The sequence below is a fragment of the Ferrovum myxofaciens genome (assembly GCF_000735045.1).
Taxonomy (GTDB): Bacteria; Pseudomonadota; Gammaproteobacteria; order Burkholderiales; family Ferrovaceae; genus Ferrovum; species Ferrovum myxofaciens.
In genome coordinates this window covers 67,465-81,550 of sequence record NZ_JPOQ01000035.1, presented here as the reverse complement: position 1 = coordinate 81,550, position 14,086 = coordinate 67,465, and the positions used below count along the sequence as shown (strand labels likewise).

Below are 14,086 nucleotides of genomic sequence, written 5' to 3'. Positions count from 1 at the left end.
GGGCAGCAGGAGCTTCCGAATGAGGAAGGGGGGGAGGGCTGGGGGAAGTGTTGGGCATATGCAGGACCTGTGGCACGACGGGGGTAGGTTTGGCTGCAGGGGCAGGGGGAGGGCCGGCATGGGCTTCATGGGCAGCGGGCAGTTCAATGATCTGTGCATCCACGGGAAGAGGGGGAGGAATTTTTTTGGCAGGGGGAGCCAGCCATTGGGTGAGCAGTTGCAAACCAAGAAGGCAGAGGACAAGAGCAAGGGGAAGTGTGACTGGCAACCGTGGCCAGAAGGTATCGTTCAGGGTTAGCAGGGTCGTGGGCTCAGTCCGCATGTTTCACAGCAATCAGAAAATGCTGTACGCCAACCCCACGGGCGCGCAACATGGCCTGGACAGTAATGCCATTAGGCGCTTGGCTGTCGGCAGCCACGATGAGATCGGTTTGGTCTGATTTCCCCATTTTTTGTTTCAGCACACTACCCAAAGTCTCCAAGGTAACGGGGGTTTTATCGATCAGAACTTGGCTTTGGGCCGTAATGGTCAAGGTAATGGGGTGCTTGGCCTGGAGGGGGGCCGCATGCCCCTGGGGCAAATTGACCGGCAGTGAGTGGAGATTTTGCATGGACAGCGAAGCCAGCATGAAAGTGGCCAACAGGAAAAACATCACATCGATCATAGGGATGATTTCGATGCGACCCCGGCGATAGGTGCGACGAGGACGGAGTTTCATGGGGATTCCTGTTCGGGAACGGAGAATTCGTAGCCCAGGCGGAGATTGTCCAGAAGATGAGTCCCTAGTCGCTCCATTTCCTCCAGGGCATGGGTTTGCTGGCGGGAAAAAAAATTGAATCCGAACAGGGCGATCAGGGCAATGAATATCCCCACAGCCGTGGCAATCAGGGCTTGTGCCACCCCCCCCGTCACGCCGCTGGGATCAACCAACCCATTGCCTCCAATCAGATTAAAGGCATGCATCATGCCCGTGATAGTGCCCAGCAATCCCAGCAAGGGCGCAGCCGTGACAATGGTTTCCAGGACCCAAAGCCCTCTTCCCATGTCTTTTTCCAGAATTTGTGCTTGGTCCTGAGCGCGCGATTCGATCCACCAGAGAGGGCGTGTACGATGGTCTAGGATGTTACGGCAAAATCGGCCATAGTAATTTCTTTCTCCCGTGCGACGAATTTCCTCATCCAGACTTTCCCAGGTGAACCCGTAGGTGCTGACCAGTTGATCCAGCGAGCGGGGCAAACGGATGAACCCCCAAAATATCCATGTACGGTCGAGGAGAATGACCAGTGCCATTAACGCCAGGAATAACAGGGGATACAGTGTCGGCCCCCCCAGTTGAAGAGCGTGCCAACTTTCGATCAATTCTTGCATGAAATCCATAGCCTCACAAGTCGTTACAAAGGTTTGGTGATGCCCAGAAAAAAACCTCGGGGCATGCCGTATTGAGGGGCACCTACACCAATCCCGGAACCATCCCGAATCAGATAGGTTTGATTGAACAGATTGAGCAGGACCAGACGATATTCCATGGGACCTGTGGAATCAAGAGCGATGGTACGACGTAATCCCAAGTTAACCACCGTATAGGCAGGCAGACTGGTGGTATTGGCAAAACCATTACGCAGTCCGCTTTGGTAGATGAGATCGGTGGACAGGTGGGTGCCGTTCCAATTATAAGCCAAGCCACTGGATGCGGTAAGTGCCTGTTGGTGGTCCACATAAACCCAATTGTTGGCAGCATAACTCAATACGGCAGGAGAAAACAGGTACTGACTAGAACTGATGCCCCGTGCTTGGCTGATGGTGCGTGCCAGATTGGCATAGGAAGAAAAGTTCTCATTCTTGTAGTTGGCAGTGAATTCGATTCCATAGATGAGGCCCTCGTTATAATTGAAAGGGGTCATGATCAGTGCAGGGCCAAACTGGCCCTCGTCGAGCAGGTTGGTGCTCCGACTGTAATAAGTATCCACGCCCACATTGGTTTGGGTATTGAGTTGATGCAAAAGACCGACATCGTAGTAATCGGTGCGTTGTGATTTGACCGGACTGTTTTGACCATTGGCAGCCAGGGTGGTATTTTGGAACAGTGCCAGCGTACTGGTACTGACCAGTTCGTTGGGCGGCGGGGTGAAATATCGTGAATACCCCATGTGCCAAGTGGTTTGTGGGGTCAGGGTATAGACCATGCCGATACGGGGACTCCATTGGTTTTCACTGACAAAGGCATTGACCTGATCGAAACGTAACCCATAGTTGACCGTCATGCGATCGCTTGCTTTCCATTCATCTTGAGTATACAAGGCCCATAGGGTGTTGCCATTGTAAGTATGGTTGTCCGTTATGGGATAAGCAGGTCCCGACACCATACCGCTGCCATTGACTGGAAACAGAGTGGAGGTATTGTTGCTGACGATGTTTTCTGTCTGGCCATAGAAACCGAAGCGCACGGTATGAGTGGGGGTGAGACGCCAGGTGGCATCGCTTTGCAACCCGTTGCTGAGACTGCTGCGCAGAATGTCCGGGGCGACTCCGTTGAAGGCGAGGTTTCCGGGAATGTCGGAGAGATACTGGAGACTTGTGGTGCGACTGAAGACCGAACTTTGGTAATCCAGTTGATCGCTGAGTGAACCTTGCAGGGCCAGGATGGAAAACTGATTGGATTCATTCTGTTGATCGGCGACCGTGGCGGAGTTGTACCCCTTCAGACCCATTTGAGGCAAAATTCCGATTTATAACCAAAACCACGAAACTGCTGGGTATTATCATGGATCGGCGAACCGGGATTGGGACGTTGGATGCCCAGGCTATTGCTCAGGTATGAGCCGGTGAAAAAATAGGACAGATTGCCGATGGAATTACCGTATTCCACGCTGGGGTTGAGCGTGTTGAAACTTCCACCGTAAAGGTCGAATTGTCCTGATCCATCGTACTGCTGTTTTGTGGTGATGGAGACGACGCCCGCCGTGTGATCTCCATAGAGAGCAGGTAGAGCGCCCGTCATGAGGTCGATCTGTTGGGCGAAACGGGTATCAAAAAACTGCCCGAAACCATTCATCCCCTCGGGTAACAGGACACCGTCGATGCGGTATTGGATGTTGGCATGATCACCCCGGATATGCAACTGACCAAAGGAATCGTTGACGACGCCCGGGGCTTGTAAGAGAACCTGATTGAGGGGGGTGTTCTCTCCCTGCGGCAAGTCCTGAATGGCTTGGGCATCGAAACGCGTAATACTGCTTGCATCCTGGGTGGAGACCTGAGTACGAGAACTTCTCTTTTGTGCGCTGCTGATCTGAATGGCCAGAGCCTGGGTACTGCCGAGAGTCAGTCGGGTCGCCTGATCTGTATTACCCATCGTGACGATGCCGATGGCATCCTGATAGGGATCTTGGTGGGCTTGCAAACTGTAGGTCCCCGGAGGAAGCGAAAGGTGGAACTGGCCTTGAGCATCACTATGCAGGGTGGCCTGTGTGTTGCCCGAATCATCCTGAACCTGGATTTGAACCTGGGCAATCGGGTTTCCTAAACTATCTTCAACTTGCCCTTGCAAGATATTGCCCGAGTTGGCCAGGGCAACCTGGCAGGTAAACGCTCCAAAAAGTCCCTGACTCAAAAAAAGGATACGAATAAGGCGTTGCAAGATCCTCACCACCGTGGTTGGGGAAATGAGGGGTGAGAATCCAGAAAAAACCGGCCTTGCAGCGCACGAAGCCAGTGCAGAATAACCCGAAAAAATTGTGTGCTTGACCCAGGATGGGGACGAGATTGGATCATGGGGAGGAATGATATCTTGGCAAAGGCTGGAGCGGTGGTGCATGATACTCCATTCCTTCTTTTCTTCCAACCAGATGAAAGTCATGGATTGCGTTGCGACCGTCAATACCTGAATCTGACGTTCGGGAAAGTATTGCCGGTAACCGAGAAACAATGTCTCCTGACGATCACTTTTTTCGTTCATCCCCCGTTCGGAACTTTATCCGAGCGAGGGATGGCCGGGTTTACTCAGGGATGTCAGGAGGCGTCACCGATTTTTGCGTTTCCACCTGCATCAAAGGCTCACTTTGAGCAGGAATGAAGCGCGTGCGTGCCGTGCGTCGCCGCCGTACCGGGGCAGGAAGTTCCTCTGGTTCCAGGGTAGTGGCACGAGTCTGCACCAACACCAGACCGGATTCGGGAGGGACGGCCAGCGTTTCCTGCTGAAGTGACGTTGCAGGAGCCGAAATTACCGTAGCCACAGGTTTATGGAGGGCCGTTTCCGCAGGTAATGGGGGTTGCTGGATGGTAGATTCTGCGAAAGAAACTGCTTCAGGTTCAGGAGCCTGTTCAGCCCCTGTTTCCGGCGAGGATACAGGGAGAGAGAGGGTTAAGTGCTCTGCACTGGGCGAGGAATCACCTTTTTCTGCTTCAGGCAATAGAATTTCCAACTCGGCCTCGGGCACGGGCATCACTGCAGGGGCAGCGTCAACCTGAAGGGCCGCTTCTGTGTCAGACCGGACGGAAACAGGCTCTTGAAGCACTTCCACCTCATCTTCATCCCCATCACCTTTCTTCAGTACATCTGCCTCAGAGAGAGGAAAAGCGGGCGCAATGGCTCCATTGAAACGACGAGATTTTTCACGTCGTCCTCCCCGTCGTCCCCGACGCCGACCTTCCTTTTCCGCCGGCACGGTGCTGACGCCATCTCCTTCCAGGACTTCCTCAACGGATGATTCTGCCACTACGATAAGGGGTGGGGCAGAGTCATCCGTGGGACGGATTCTTCTTTGTGTCCGGGGGGGCTTGGGGGCAGACTTTGCTTCCGCCGGGGTATCTGGAGCGGTCACTTCATTCTGGGTGGCGGCCTCAAGGACTGGAGAGCGGTTTTGCGGACTCCGTTCCCGTCGTTCTCTTCGTTGACGGGGGGGGCGACGATCCTCTCGTTCGGGGCGAGCGGGAACAGGGGACACCGTCTTGACTTCGGCAGGAAGAAGATGCGAGGCAGGTTCGGGACGGGTCCCGATCGATGCGGAGTTGCCTTTCAGCCAACCTATGATGGTCCCGAACAAACCTTTACGCTCCTGTTCACGATAGGTATGGGCGGGTAGAGCGGCAGGTGCAGGGGCGCGGACCACGGGCATGGGCGCGGGTTGCTGAGGGGTGATGCCGCGGACTGCGGCAACGGGCCGGTCGGGCTTGGAAGGGGTGAGCGCATGGACCCGGGGTTCCTGATTATCCGCGGGAACTTCCACCAACTGGTAACTGGCTTCCGTGAAATCCATTTGATTGGCTTCATCATGGCGAATGCGTACCACAGAATAGTGGGGCGTTTCCATGTGAATATTGGGGATCAGCATGACATGGACCTTGAGACGGGCCTCGATACCATAGATGTCTGGACGCTTTTCATTGAGCAGGAAAGTGGCGACATCCACCGGTACTTGAGCACGCACGATGGCCGTATTATCCTTCATGGCTTCTTCTTGCAGGATACGCAGAATATGCAGGGCAGAGGATTCCGTATCGCGGATCACCCCGGTTCCATGACAGCGTGGGCAAGGGGTATGACTGGTTTCTCCGAGGGAAGGCTGCAGGCGTTGACGGGACAGTTCGAGCAAACCAAAGCGGGAAATCTTGCCGGTTTGGACGCGCGCCCGATCGTAGCGCAGGGCGTCACGCAAGCGGTTTTCCACTTCGCGCTGGTTGCGCGGGTTCTCCATATCGATGAAATCGATGACGATCAGTCCACCCAGGTCGCGCAAACGCAATTGACGAGCAATTTCATCGGCCGCTTCCTGATTGGTGTTGAGAGCTGTATGTTCGATATCAGCACCCCGCGTGGCACGGGCCGAGTTGACGTCTACAGAGACCAGGGCCTCGGTATGGTCGATGACGATGGCCCCTCCGGAAGGTAGACTGACTTCACGACGGTAGGCCGTTTCAATCTGGTGTTCGATCTGAAAGCGCGAGAAGAGTGGTACGTCATCATGGTATAACTTAACCTTGTTAACGTTCCCGGGCATGACGTGACTCATGAACTGGCGCGCCTGCTCGTAAATGAGTTCGGTATCGATGAGAATTTCACCAATATCGGGTTGGAACAGGTCGCGAATCGCTCGAATAACCAGACTTCCTTCCTGATAAATCAGAAATGCGCCTTTTTGACCTGTGGCAGCAACTTCAATGGCAGCCCATAGTTGCAAGAGATAGTTGAGATCCCACTGTAACTCCTCGGCGGAGCGACCGATGCCTGCGGTGCGGGCAATCAGGGACATGCCGGCAGGGACTTCGAGTTGGGTGAGAACATCCCGCAATTCAGCGCGTTCTTCTCCTTCCACTCGCCGCGAAACACCACCACCACGGGGATTATTGGGCATCAACACCAGATACCGGCCTGCCAAACTGATGAAAGAGGTCAGGGCCGCCCCTTTGTTTCCTCGTTCATCCTTGTCAACCTGGACAATGAGTTCCTGGCCTTCCTTAAGTAAACTGGCGATGCGTTGACGAGAAAAGTCACCCTCTTCGTCGTTCAGAGCGGTACGGGCAATTTCCTTGAAGGGCAGAAAACCGTGGCGGTCTGCACCGTAGTCCACAAAAACGGCTTCAAGCGAAGGTTCAACACGACTGACAACTGCTTTGTAAATATTACTTTTTTTCTGTTCCTTTCCGGAATATTCGATATCAAGGTCGATCAGTTTTTGACCATCGACAATAGCCACCCGGAGTTCTTCCGTGTGTGTGGCGTTAAACAACATTCTTTTCATGCTCAGGCTCCAGCGCGCTGGGGCTGCCGGGCGGTAAACACCCTTCCGCAAATCTCCCGGATTTAAGGGGAAATTCGTGAATGATCCTTCAAAGAGTCTGGAAATCCGTTTTTAATGGTGGACAACCTCTTGTGGGTCACGATGGGAATTACCTTCAACGACGTGTGTACCTAATAACGCCGGATCAATCAAATACGGAGCGGTCAGCGCGCAAATCAACAACTATCGCTACTTTTTGGTGAGCGAGATTAACCAGAGTCGAAGACTGATCATCGGTTCGATGAGATAATGAGCGAAATCTCGATGGTCAGCATCCGTATCATTCAATCGTTGTGGATACCTTGCTGGATGGGGCAGAAATTCTCTGCCGTGCCTGCGCCAAACTGGGCATGGATTCCACAAACACTTATTCTAAAACAAATAATGACATTAAGCAAAGCATTCGTGGAATGGCTGGAAGTCGATGAAGATCAAGCCGGTCAACGCCTTGATAATTTTCTCCAGGGATACCTTAAGGGGGTCCCTAAAAGTCACGTCTATCGCCTGTTGCGCAATGGCGAAGTACGGGTCAACAGCAAACGTGCCGATCCTTCCTATCGACTTCAAAGTCAGGATCGTTTAAGGATTCCTCCGGTACGCCGGGCAACTCCCGAGGAGGTGGCGGCAGTCCCTCCTTTACCGGTTTCTCTGCGTTCAGAGGTCCTGCACGAAGATGAGGGATTGTTGGTCTTGAACAAACCCGCAGGGGTGGCAGTCCACGGAGGAAGTGGCATCCGGTTGGGGGTCATCGAACAATTGCGGCAGGATCGCCCCGATGCTCGTTTCCTGGAGTTGGTACACCGCCTCGATCGAGATACCTCGGGATTATTGCTGGTGGCCAAGAAGCGTGCCGTTTTGGTGGCTTTGCATGAATTGTTGCGCCACAACCGTATGGAAAAATCTTACCTTGCCTTGGTACAAGGTCAATTTCCCCAAGCCCGGCAACGGGTCAATTTGCCTCTGCACAAATACATGACGGCCAGTGGTGAACGACGGGTGGCTATCCAGGCAGAAGGAAAACCATCGGAAACCCTGTTTACCCGGCTCCAGACCTGGCCTGAAGCCACCCTTCTAGAGGCACGCCTGCTTACGGGGCGGACCCACCAGATTCGGGTACATCTGGCACATTTGGGGTTTCCCATTGCAGGGGATGACAAATATGGCAATTATGACTGGAATCATCAACTGACCCGTTTAGGTTTCAAGCGTATGTTTTTACACGCAGCCCGCTTGTCCTTCGTTCATCCCCTGGACCAACGTCCGCTGGTCTTCGAAGCTCCCTTGCCGCTGCCTTTGGCCCAGATTCTCACCCGTTTGGCGAAATCGGGATTGGGAGAGGAGTCACTCGCCCCGCCCAGACGAGTGCGCCAGAAACAGGAATAGGGTAGGGAAGTGATGCAGGTCGGGGGGGGGATGGCGCCGCCATTCAGACACGGAAGCGGTCCGGACCCATTCTTGGGGTCCAGTTAGATCTCTGGCCACACAGAGTTGGGTCATGGGATGCAGAGTGCAACACAAACTAGTGAAGAGAACACCGTTGCGGTAGGGGGTTTCTATGAACGACTGAGTTTCATGGAGGGCCCGCGAACGCTTTTCCAGTTCGATCAGACGGACATTACGGGCGATCTCGGGTACAGGAAGATAGCCATGGAAGGTGAAGCGTTGTCCTTCCAATCCGCTGGCCATGAGACCCAGCAACAACGAGGAGGGACCCGTTTCGGGCACGACCCGAAACCCTGCGGTATGGGCAGCACGGACCAGGCGTGCCCCTGGATCGGCAATGGCCGGGCATCCTGCATCTGACAGTAGTCCCAGGCTATGTCCCTGACTTAACGGTGTCAGCAGGGACTCCAGGTGGGCCATCGTGGTTTCCTGGGTCAGAGAGGATAAAGTCAACTGGGCAATAGGAAGCGGATGGCCGATTCGTTTGAGCAGACGACGGGCCGTTTTCGGGGTTTCCACCACAAAGAAGGAAAGTTGTCTAAAACGATCCAGTAGCCGGGGCGACAGTGTCAGGAGTGCATCAGGTGCTTCGCTCAAAGGAACGGGGAGCAAGTACAGTGTGCCGTGGGGAGTCATGGACGGAAGTCTCAGGGGAGGACGATTCCAAAACGTGCCAACAGAGAGGTCAGAGCAATAAGCGGAAGCCCGATCAAGGCAGTAGGGTCTTCGCTGATTACCTTTTCGACCAACGTGATGCCCAAGGTTTCAATACGTCCGCTGCCGGCACAATCGTAAGGCTGATCCTTGCGCAGGTAGCGTTCGATCTGCGTTGGAGTCAATGTCCGATAATGAACCGTAACGGTCACCCGAAGGGATTCATGATGGCCGTTGGCGGCATCCAGAACGCAAAGCCCCGTGTGAAATTGCAGGGCGCGACCACTGGCCCAGGTCAATTGTTCCACGGCAGCTTCATGGTCAATGGGTTTGCTGATGGCCTGACCATTCCGTTCGGCCACCTGGTCGCTACCGATGATCAGGCCTTGGTGATGGAAGCGACCGATGGCGCGGGCCTTTTCCAGTGACAGACGCAAGCAAGTCTCCTGCGGGTGTTCTTCTTTGCCAGGGGTTTCGTCGATATCCGGGGCTTTCCAAACGAAAGGAATCTGGAGGCGAGCGAGCAATTCGCGGCGGTAGGGTGAACTGGAAGCCAATATCAGGGGAGTCATGGGGGGTCGTGATTCAGTACGGGGAGACGCAAGGTGGGGAGTATAGCAAAATTGCCGCCGCGATTTGACAGAAGCTGACAACTCTTTGACAGAAAGCAGGGTCGCACGGTAGAATGGAGGGCTTATGTTTGATGCACCCGTACTCGATCCCTATCGCTTTACGGCCCTAGCAGAGCGGGTCGAGGGGGAGTGCCGTCCGGATCAGATACCTGCCCTGCAGGAATATCTGTTTTCTCCTGAGGGAAAGATCCGGTTTGTCATGCGTGGATGGGTGGATGAAAGGGGGCGTCGCCTTCTTGAGGTTCAGGTCGAGGGACAACTCTGGTTGGTATGTCGACGGTGCCTTTCTGGGCTCTCCTTTGATTTGGAAGCCCATTCGCGAATACACTTCGTGGGCAACGAGGCGGCTCTGCCAGATCTTGAAACTGAGGATCCTGAAGAGGAAACTCTGGTTTTTCCGGAGTCTCTGGATGTTGCCGAATGGGTTGCAGAAGAAGTATTGCTGGCTTTGCCATTAGCGCCAGTACACGCGGGTGAGACCTGTGTCGGGGCCGAAAATGGCGAAGAAGACCTGGCTGGCAAGACAAGGCCGTTTGCCGTATTGGGCGCATTGAAAGTTCCAGCGCGCGAGTGAAGGACACTTGGCGTTATATTCATTGATCATTTAGGAGTCAGAACCATGGCTGTTCAACAAAATAAAAAGTCCCCTTCCAAGCGCGGTATGCATCGTGCCCATGATTTTTTGACGGCCAAGCCACTGGCGACGGAACCAACCACGGGTGAAACCCATTTGCGCCACCATATCAGCCCGAATGGCTTTTATCGTGGTCGTAAAGTGGTCCAGTCTAAAAACGACTAACTTTCATTTCAGAATTACCGCGTGTCTGTGACTCGTTTGCTGACGATAGCGGTGGATGCCATGGGGGGCGATCATGGCCCCGCTGTGGTCGTTCCGGCTGTCCTCGATTTTCTGGCGCAGGACCCTGAAGTCGCTGTGACTCTGGTCGGCTTGCGTTCTCCCATTGAATCTCTTCTCCTCGCCTCTCCCATTTATGGCTCGGTGCGTACCCGCATTGCTCTCCATGAAGCCAGCCAATTGGTCAGCATGGAGGAATCTCCCGTTTTGTCTCTCAAGAACAAAAAGGATTCTTCCTTGAGGGTCTCCATCAATCTGGTAAAGTCTGGAGCGGCGGATTGTTGTGTCAGTGCGGGAAATACGGGTGCCCTCATGGCAACGGCACGTTTCGTCCTGAAAATGATGCCGGGCATCGAACGTCCAGCCATTGCCACTACCATGCCCTCCATTCGCGGGCCAGTTTATGTGCTGGATCTGGGGGCCAATGTGGATTGTGCGCCTGAACATCTGCTTCAGTTCGGGATCATGGGATCCATTCTGGCCACCAGTCCGGAATGTCCCCAACCCAGCGTCGGGTTGCTCAATATCGGACACGAAGCCATCAAGGGGAACGAAATCATCAAGCGTGCATCTGAATTGTTGCGCACGGCCCCTATCCGCTTTCATGGTAATGTGGAAGGAGACGATATTTACAAGGGGACGGTGGATGTGGTGGTTTGCGATGGATTTGTGGGCAATGTAGTCCTGAAGACCTCGGAAGGTTTGGCCTGGATGTTGGGACAGATGATCCGTACAGAATTTAACCGTTCATTCTGGACGCGCCTGGCGGGTGCAGTGGCTCTGCCTGTCCTGAATCGATTCAAGCGCAGAGTGGATCATCGTCAGTACAATGGAGCCAGTTTGTTAGGACTCAGAGGACTGGTGGTCAAAAGTCATGGGGGGGCTGACGCCTATGCCTTCCGTCACGCCCTGCTTTATGCCGTGACGGAAGTGCGCAGTAACGTACTCGGGCGCATCCAGGAAGCTGTACAGGAACGGGAGAATCTGGCGTCATGATTTATTCCAAGTTATTGGGAACCGGAAGTTATTTGCCAGAACAAATCATCACCAACGATGATCTGGCGCAACGGATAGAGACCAGCGATGAATGGATTCGCAGCCGTACGGGAATTTGTCAGCGCCATGTTCGTGCGGCGGGACAAACCACCAGTGATCTGGCTCTGGAAGCTTCGCGCCGTGCGCTCGAGGCGGCTGGGTTAAGACCAGATCAACTGGATCTCATCGTGGTGGCGACCACCACGCCGGATATGGCCTTTCCTAGTACGGCTTGTTTGCTTCAAGCCAAGTTGGGGGCAAATACCGGTGCCCCGGCTTTTGATGTGCAGGCAGTATGCACCGGATTCCTCTATGCCCTGTCTGTGGCAGATCAGTTCATTCGTTCAGGTTCGGCACGTCAGGTTCTGGTAGTCGGTGCAGAAACTTTTACCCATTTGCTCGATTGGAATGATCGCAATACCTGTGTCCTTTTTGGCGATGGAGCCGGTGCAGTGGTTCTGGGGGCTTCCTCCACTCCCGGATTGTTGGGGACGCGCCTGCATGCCGATGGTCGCTATGCCGGCTTGCTCTCCGCCCCAGGTTCAATGAGTGGGGGGCAGGTGCTGGGCAAACCCACCGTGCAAATGGACGGCGGCGCCGTCTTTAAATTTGCCGTCAAGGTACTGGATCAAGTCAGTCGTGAAATCCTGACCGAACATGGTCTGACCCCAGCGGCGGTGGATTGTTTTATCCCGCATCAGGCCAATATTCGCATCATTGAAGCCACGGCTCATAAACTGGGGATTCCGTCGGAACGCGTGGTGCGCACGGTTAGTGAGCATGGAAACACCTCGGCGGCTTCCGTTCCCTTGGCGCTGGATCATGCCTGGCGTACCGGACAATTCAAAACCGGACAACTGGGTTTGCTGGTGGCCGTGGGCGGCGGTTTCACTTGGGGTGCCGGGCTGTTGCAGGTCTAACCGGATTCTAACGACGAGGAATAGTCAGATGACATGGGCCATGGTTTTCCCCGGTCAGGGATCACAAAGTATCGGTATGTTGCACCCTTATGAAGGGTTGCCGGAGGTGCGTCACACCATTGACACGGCTTCTGCCGTGCTTGATCAGGATATTTGGGGCTTGGTGGCCAATGGTCCTGAAGAGTCCCTGATGACTACGGTCAATACCCAACCTGTCATGTTGGCAGCGGGAGTAGGGGTTTACCGCGCTTGGCGCGGACGGGGCGGTGCCGAACCGAACTGGTTGGCGGGACATAGTCTGGGTGAATACACCGCCCTCGTGGTAGCAGAAAGTATCTCTTTTGAAGAAGCATTGCGTCTGGTTCGTTTTCGTGCTCAGGTGATGCAGGAAGCGGTGCCCGCAGGCGTGGGGGCCATGGCCGCACTCCTCGGTTTGGAGGATGGTGCTGTGCTGGCCGCCTGTCAGGAAGCAGCCCAGGGTGAGGTCGTGGAGGCTGTTAATTTCAATTCCCCTGGCCAGGTAGTCATTGCCGGGCATCGGACGGCGGTGGCGCGTGCCATCGAAATGGCCAAGTCCCGTGGTGCGAAGCGCGCCGTCATGCTTTCTCTTAGCGTCCCTTCTCACTGTAGCCTTATGAAGCCGGCTGCCGAACGCTTGGCCCACTATCTTGAACAGATTCCTCTGGTGTCGCCGCGCATTCCCGTGTTACACAATGCCGAAGTGGTTCAGGCTCCCACGCCCATGGAGATACGGACCGCATTGACCAAGCAATTATATCGTCCCGTGCGTTGGGTTGATACGATTCGTGCTTTTGCCCGGGAAGGGTGTACGCGGGTGGTAGAATGTGGACCAGGCAAGGTTTTGGCTCCTCTGGTCCGTCGTATCGACTCGGAGATGGAAGGAATCGCGTTGAACAGCGCAGAGCTCCTTCAGGGCGTGTTGTCATAATACTAAATAATAAATATAGGGGGGAGAATGCTCAAGGAACAGGTGGTTCTGGTGACGGGGGCCAGTCGAGGCATCGGTCAGGCGATTGCGCGGGAATTGGCCCGTCAGGGAGCCAAGGTGGCGGCTACTGCCACCACTGTCCAAGGCGCTGAACAGATTGAAAAAGACTTGCATGCCATTCACCCGGAATGCCTGGGGCTCGTGCTGGATGTGCGGGTGCCCGAAGCCATTCTGCAGACAGTGGATGCAGTCAAACAACATTTGGGTCCCATCTCCATACTGGTGAACAATGCGGGGGTGACCCGTGACATGTTGGCCGTACGGATGCGCGATGAAGAGTGGGATACAGTTCTGGATACCAACTTGAAAGCGGTTTTCCAGTTATCTCGGGCCGTTTTGCGGGATATGATGAAGGCTCGTCAGGGACGCATCATCAACATCGGTTCCGTGGTGGGGAGCACCGGCAATGGAGGGCAAGCCAACTATGCCGCTGCCAAGGCGGGGTTGGTGGGATTGACCAAGTCCCTGGCGCGGGAATTGGGTAGTCGCGGTATTACAGTCAATTGCGTAGCTCCAGGATTTATCGATACTGATATGACTCGTGGACTGGATATTGTCCAGCAACAGGCCCTGTTGTCCAGCATTCCTTTGGGCCGCCTCGGTCAACCCGAGGATATCGCTCAGGCTGTTGCGTACCTGGCATCGCCCGGAGCAGCTTATGTGACCGGTGCCACCCTGCACGTCAATGGGGGCATGGTCATGGATTGACCCATCCTTCGGGATGGTATTCGTCGGCGGGTTTTGGTACACTACGCCTGTT

The 14,086-nt window shown here is 54.7% G+C and carries 14 protein-coding genes and 1 pseudogene; 7 read left to right on the top strand and 8 right to left on the bottom strand.

All coding sequences use genetic code 11. The features are described 5' to 3' along the window. The 6 genes and pseudogenes from IV91_RS17845 to IV91_RS0106695 form a co-directional block, all read right to left on the bottom strand. Positions 1 to 322 (bottom strand): annotated as a pseudogene (locus tag IV91_RS17845) (hypothetical protein); the annotation flags it as partial. Continuing rightward, positions 312 to 719 carry an ExbD/TolR family protein gene (locus IV91_RS0106710; RefSeq protein WP_031597050.1) on the bottom strand — a complete coding sequence of 136 codons (408 nt, stop codon included), beginning with the start codon at positions 717 to 719 and terminating at the stop codon, positions 312 to 314. The gene IV91_RS0106710 and the pseudogene IV91_RS17845, both read right to left, overlap by 11 nt. Further along, positions 716 to 1,378, bottom strand: a complete 663-nt coding sequence (locus tag IV91_RS0106705; protein WP_200874341.1) for a MotA/TolQ/ExbB proton channel family protein — start codon at positions 1,376 to 1,378, stop codon at positions 716 to 718. Before IV91_RS0106705 ends, IV91_RS0106710 begins: the two co-directional genes overlap by 4 nt. A 14-nt stretch (positions 1,379 to 1,392) precedes the next feature. Beyond that, a complete protein-coding gene (locus IV91_RS15690; RefSeq protein WP_051862233.1) occupies positions 1,393 to 2,709 on the bottom strand; it encodes a TonB-dependent receptor domain-containing protein in 1,317 nt (438 codons plus the stop codon). Continuing rightward, positions 2,700 to 3,956 carry a carboxypeptidase regulatory-like domain-containing protein gene (locus tag IV91_RS16740; RefSeq protein WP_051862232.1) on the bottom strand — a complete coding sequence of 419 codons (1,257 nt, stop codon included), beginning with the start codon at positions 3,954 to 3,956 and terminating at the stop codon, positions 2,700 to 2,702. The genes IV91_RS15690 and IV91_RS16740 overlap by 10 nt, the downstream gene beginning before the upstream one ends. A 40-nt stretch (positions 3,957 to 3,996) precedes the next feature. After that, the gene (locus tag IV91_RS0106695) at positions 3,997 to 6,738 is read right to left on the bottom strand and encodes an Rne/Rng family ribonuclease (RefSeq protein ID WP_031597047.1); all 2,742 of its coding nucleotides are present in this window, start codon (positions 6,736 to 6,738) and stop codon (positions 3,997 to 3,999) included. A gap of 423 nt (positions 6,739 to 7,161) precedes the next feature. Here IV91_RS0106695 and IV91_RS0106690 point away from each other — a divergent pair, with 423 nt between their 5' ends. Next, on the top strand, positions 7,162 to 8,160 hold the full coding sequence (locus tag IV91_RS0106690) for an RluA family pseudouridine synthase (RefSeq protein WP_051862231.1): 999 nt from the start codon (positions 7,162 to 7,164) through the stop codon (positions 8,158 to 8,160). On the opposite strand, the gene IV91_RS0106685 is transcribed toward IV91_RS0106690, so the two are convergent. Then, positions 8,119 to 8,856 (bottom strand): SAM-dependent methyltransferase, encoded by a 738-nt coding sequence (locus IV91_RS0106685; protein ID WP_031597045.1) that lies wholly within the window; start codon positions 8,854 to 8,856, stop codon positions 8,119 to 8,121. The two genes, IV91_RS0106690 and IV91_RS0106685, sit on opposite strands and share 42 nt — an antisense overlap. Positions 8,857 to 8,867: 11 nt before the next feature. Beyond that, entirely contained in the window at positions 8,868 to 9,446 is a 579-nt protein-coding gene (locus IV91_RS0106680; protein WP_031597044.1) for a Maf family nucleotide pyrophosphatase, read from the bottom strand. Positions 9,447 to 9,570: 124 nt separating this feature from the next. Between IV91_RS0106680 and IV91_RS16735 the strand changes: the two genes are divergently transcribed. The 6 genes from IV91_RS16735 to fabG are packed head-to-tail and all read left to right on the top strand — an operon-like array spanning position 9,571 to position 14,034. Then, the gene (locus IV91_RS16735; protein ID WP_051862230.1) at positions 9,571 to 10,080 is read left to right on the top strand and encodes a YceD family protein; all 510 of its coding nucleotides are present in this window, start codon (positions 9,571 to 9,573) and stop codon (positions 10,078 to 10,080) included. Between the two features lie 45 nt (positions 10,081 to 10,125). Then, a complete protein-coding gene (gene rpmF, locus IV91_RS0106670; RefSeq protein ID WP_031597042.1) occupies positions 10,126 to 10,305 on the top strand; it encodes a 50S ribosomal protein L32 in 180 nt (59 codons plus the stop codon). Between the two features lie 21 nt (positions 10,306 to 10,326). Further along, positions 10,327 to 11,358 carry a phosphate acyltransferase PlsX gene (gene plsX / locus IV91_RS0106665; protein ID WP_197456300.1) on the top strand — a complete coding sequence of 344 codons (1,032 nt, stop codon included), beginning with the start codon at positions 10,327 to 10,329 and terminating at the stop codon, positions 11,356 to 11,358. After that, positions 11,355 to 12,317 (top strand): beta-ketoacyl-ACP synthase III, encoded by a 963-nt coding sequence (locus IV91_RS0106660; protein WP_031597038.1) that lies wholly within the window; start codon positions 11,355 to 11,357, stop codon positions 12,315 to 12,317. The genes plsX and IV91_RS0106660 overlap by 4 nt, the downstream gene beginning before the upstream one ends. 28 nt (positions 12,318 to 12,345) lie before the next feature. Next, the gene (gene fabD / locus IV91_RS0106655; RefSeq protein WP_031597035.1) at positions 12,346 to 13,266 is read left to right on the top strand and encodes an ACP S-malonyltransferase; all 921 of its coding nucleotides are present in this window, start codon (positions 12,346 to 12,348) and stop codon (positions 13,264 to 13,266) included. A 27-nt stretch (positions 13,267 to 13,293) separates the two neighbouring features. Next, positions 13,294 to 14,034 (top strand): 3-oxoacyl-ACP reductase FabG, encoded by a 741-nt coding sequence (fabG, locus tag IV91_RS0106650; RefSeq protein ID WP_031597033.1) that lies wholly within the window; start codon positions 13,294 to 13,296, stop codon positions 14,032 to 14,034. Positions 14,035 to 14,086 lie beyond the last annotated feature (52 nt).

What these genes read in the sequence shown, in the direction of transcription:
- IV91_RS0106710 (WP_031597050.1), bottom strand. Translation starts at nt 719, where the DNA reads ATGAAACTCCGTCCTCGTCGCACCTATCGCCGGGGTCGCATCGAAATC.
- IV91_RS0106705 (WP_200874341.1), bottom strand. Translation starts at nt 1,378, where the DNA reads ATGGATTTCATGCAAGAATTGATCGAAAGTTGGCACGCTCTTCAACTG.
- IV91_RS15690 (WP_051862233.1), bottom strand. Translation starts at nt 2,709, where the DNA reads ATGGGTCTGAAGGGGTACAACTCCGCCACGGTCGCCGATCAACAGAAT.
- IV91_RS16740 (WP_051862232.1), bottom strand. Translation starts at nt 3,956, where the DNA reads ATGAACGAAAAAAGTGATCGTCAGGAGACATTGTTTCTCGGTTACCGG.
- IV91_RS0106695 (WP_031597047.1), bottom strand. Translation starts at nt 6,738, where the DNA reads ATGAAAAGAATGTTGTTTAACGCCACACACACGGAAGAACTCCGGGTG.
- IV91_RS0106690 (WP_051862231.1), top strand. Translation starts at nt 7,162, where the DNA reads ATGACATTAAGCAAAGCATTCGTGGAATGGCTGGAAGTCGATGAAGAT.
- IV91_RS0106685 (WP_031597045.1), bottom strand. Translation starts at nt 8,856, where the DNA reads ATGACTCCCCACGGCACACTGTACTTGCTCCCCGTTCCTTTGAGCGAA.
- IV91_RS0106680 (WP_031597044.1), bottom strand. Translation starts at nt 9,446, where the DNA reads ATGACTCCCCTGATATTGGCTTCCAGTTCACCCTACCGCCGCGAATTG.
- IV91_RS16735 (WP_051862230.1), top strand. Translation starts at nt 9,571, where the DNA reads ATGTTTGATGCACCCGTACTCGATCCCTATCGCTTTACGGCCCTAGCA.
- rpmF (WP_031597042.1), top strand. Translation starts at nt 10,126, where the DNA reads ATGGCTGTTCAACAAAATAAAAAGTCCCCTTCCAAGCGCGGTATGCAT.
- IV91_RS0106660 (WP_031597038.1), top strand. Translation starts at nt 11,355, where the DNA reads ATGATTTATTCCAAGTTATTGGGAACCGGAAGTTATTTGCCAGAACAA.
- fabD (WP_031597035.1), top strand. Translation starts at nt 12,346, where the DNA reads ATGACATGGGCCATGGTTTTCCCCGGTCAGGGATCACAAAGTATCGGT.
- fabG (WP_031597033.1), top strand. Translation starts at nt 13,294, where the DNA reads ATGCTCAAGGAACAGGTGGTTCTGGTGACGGGGGCCAGTCGAGGCATC.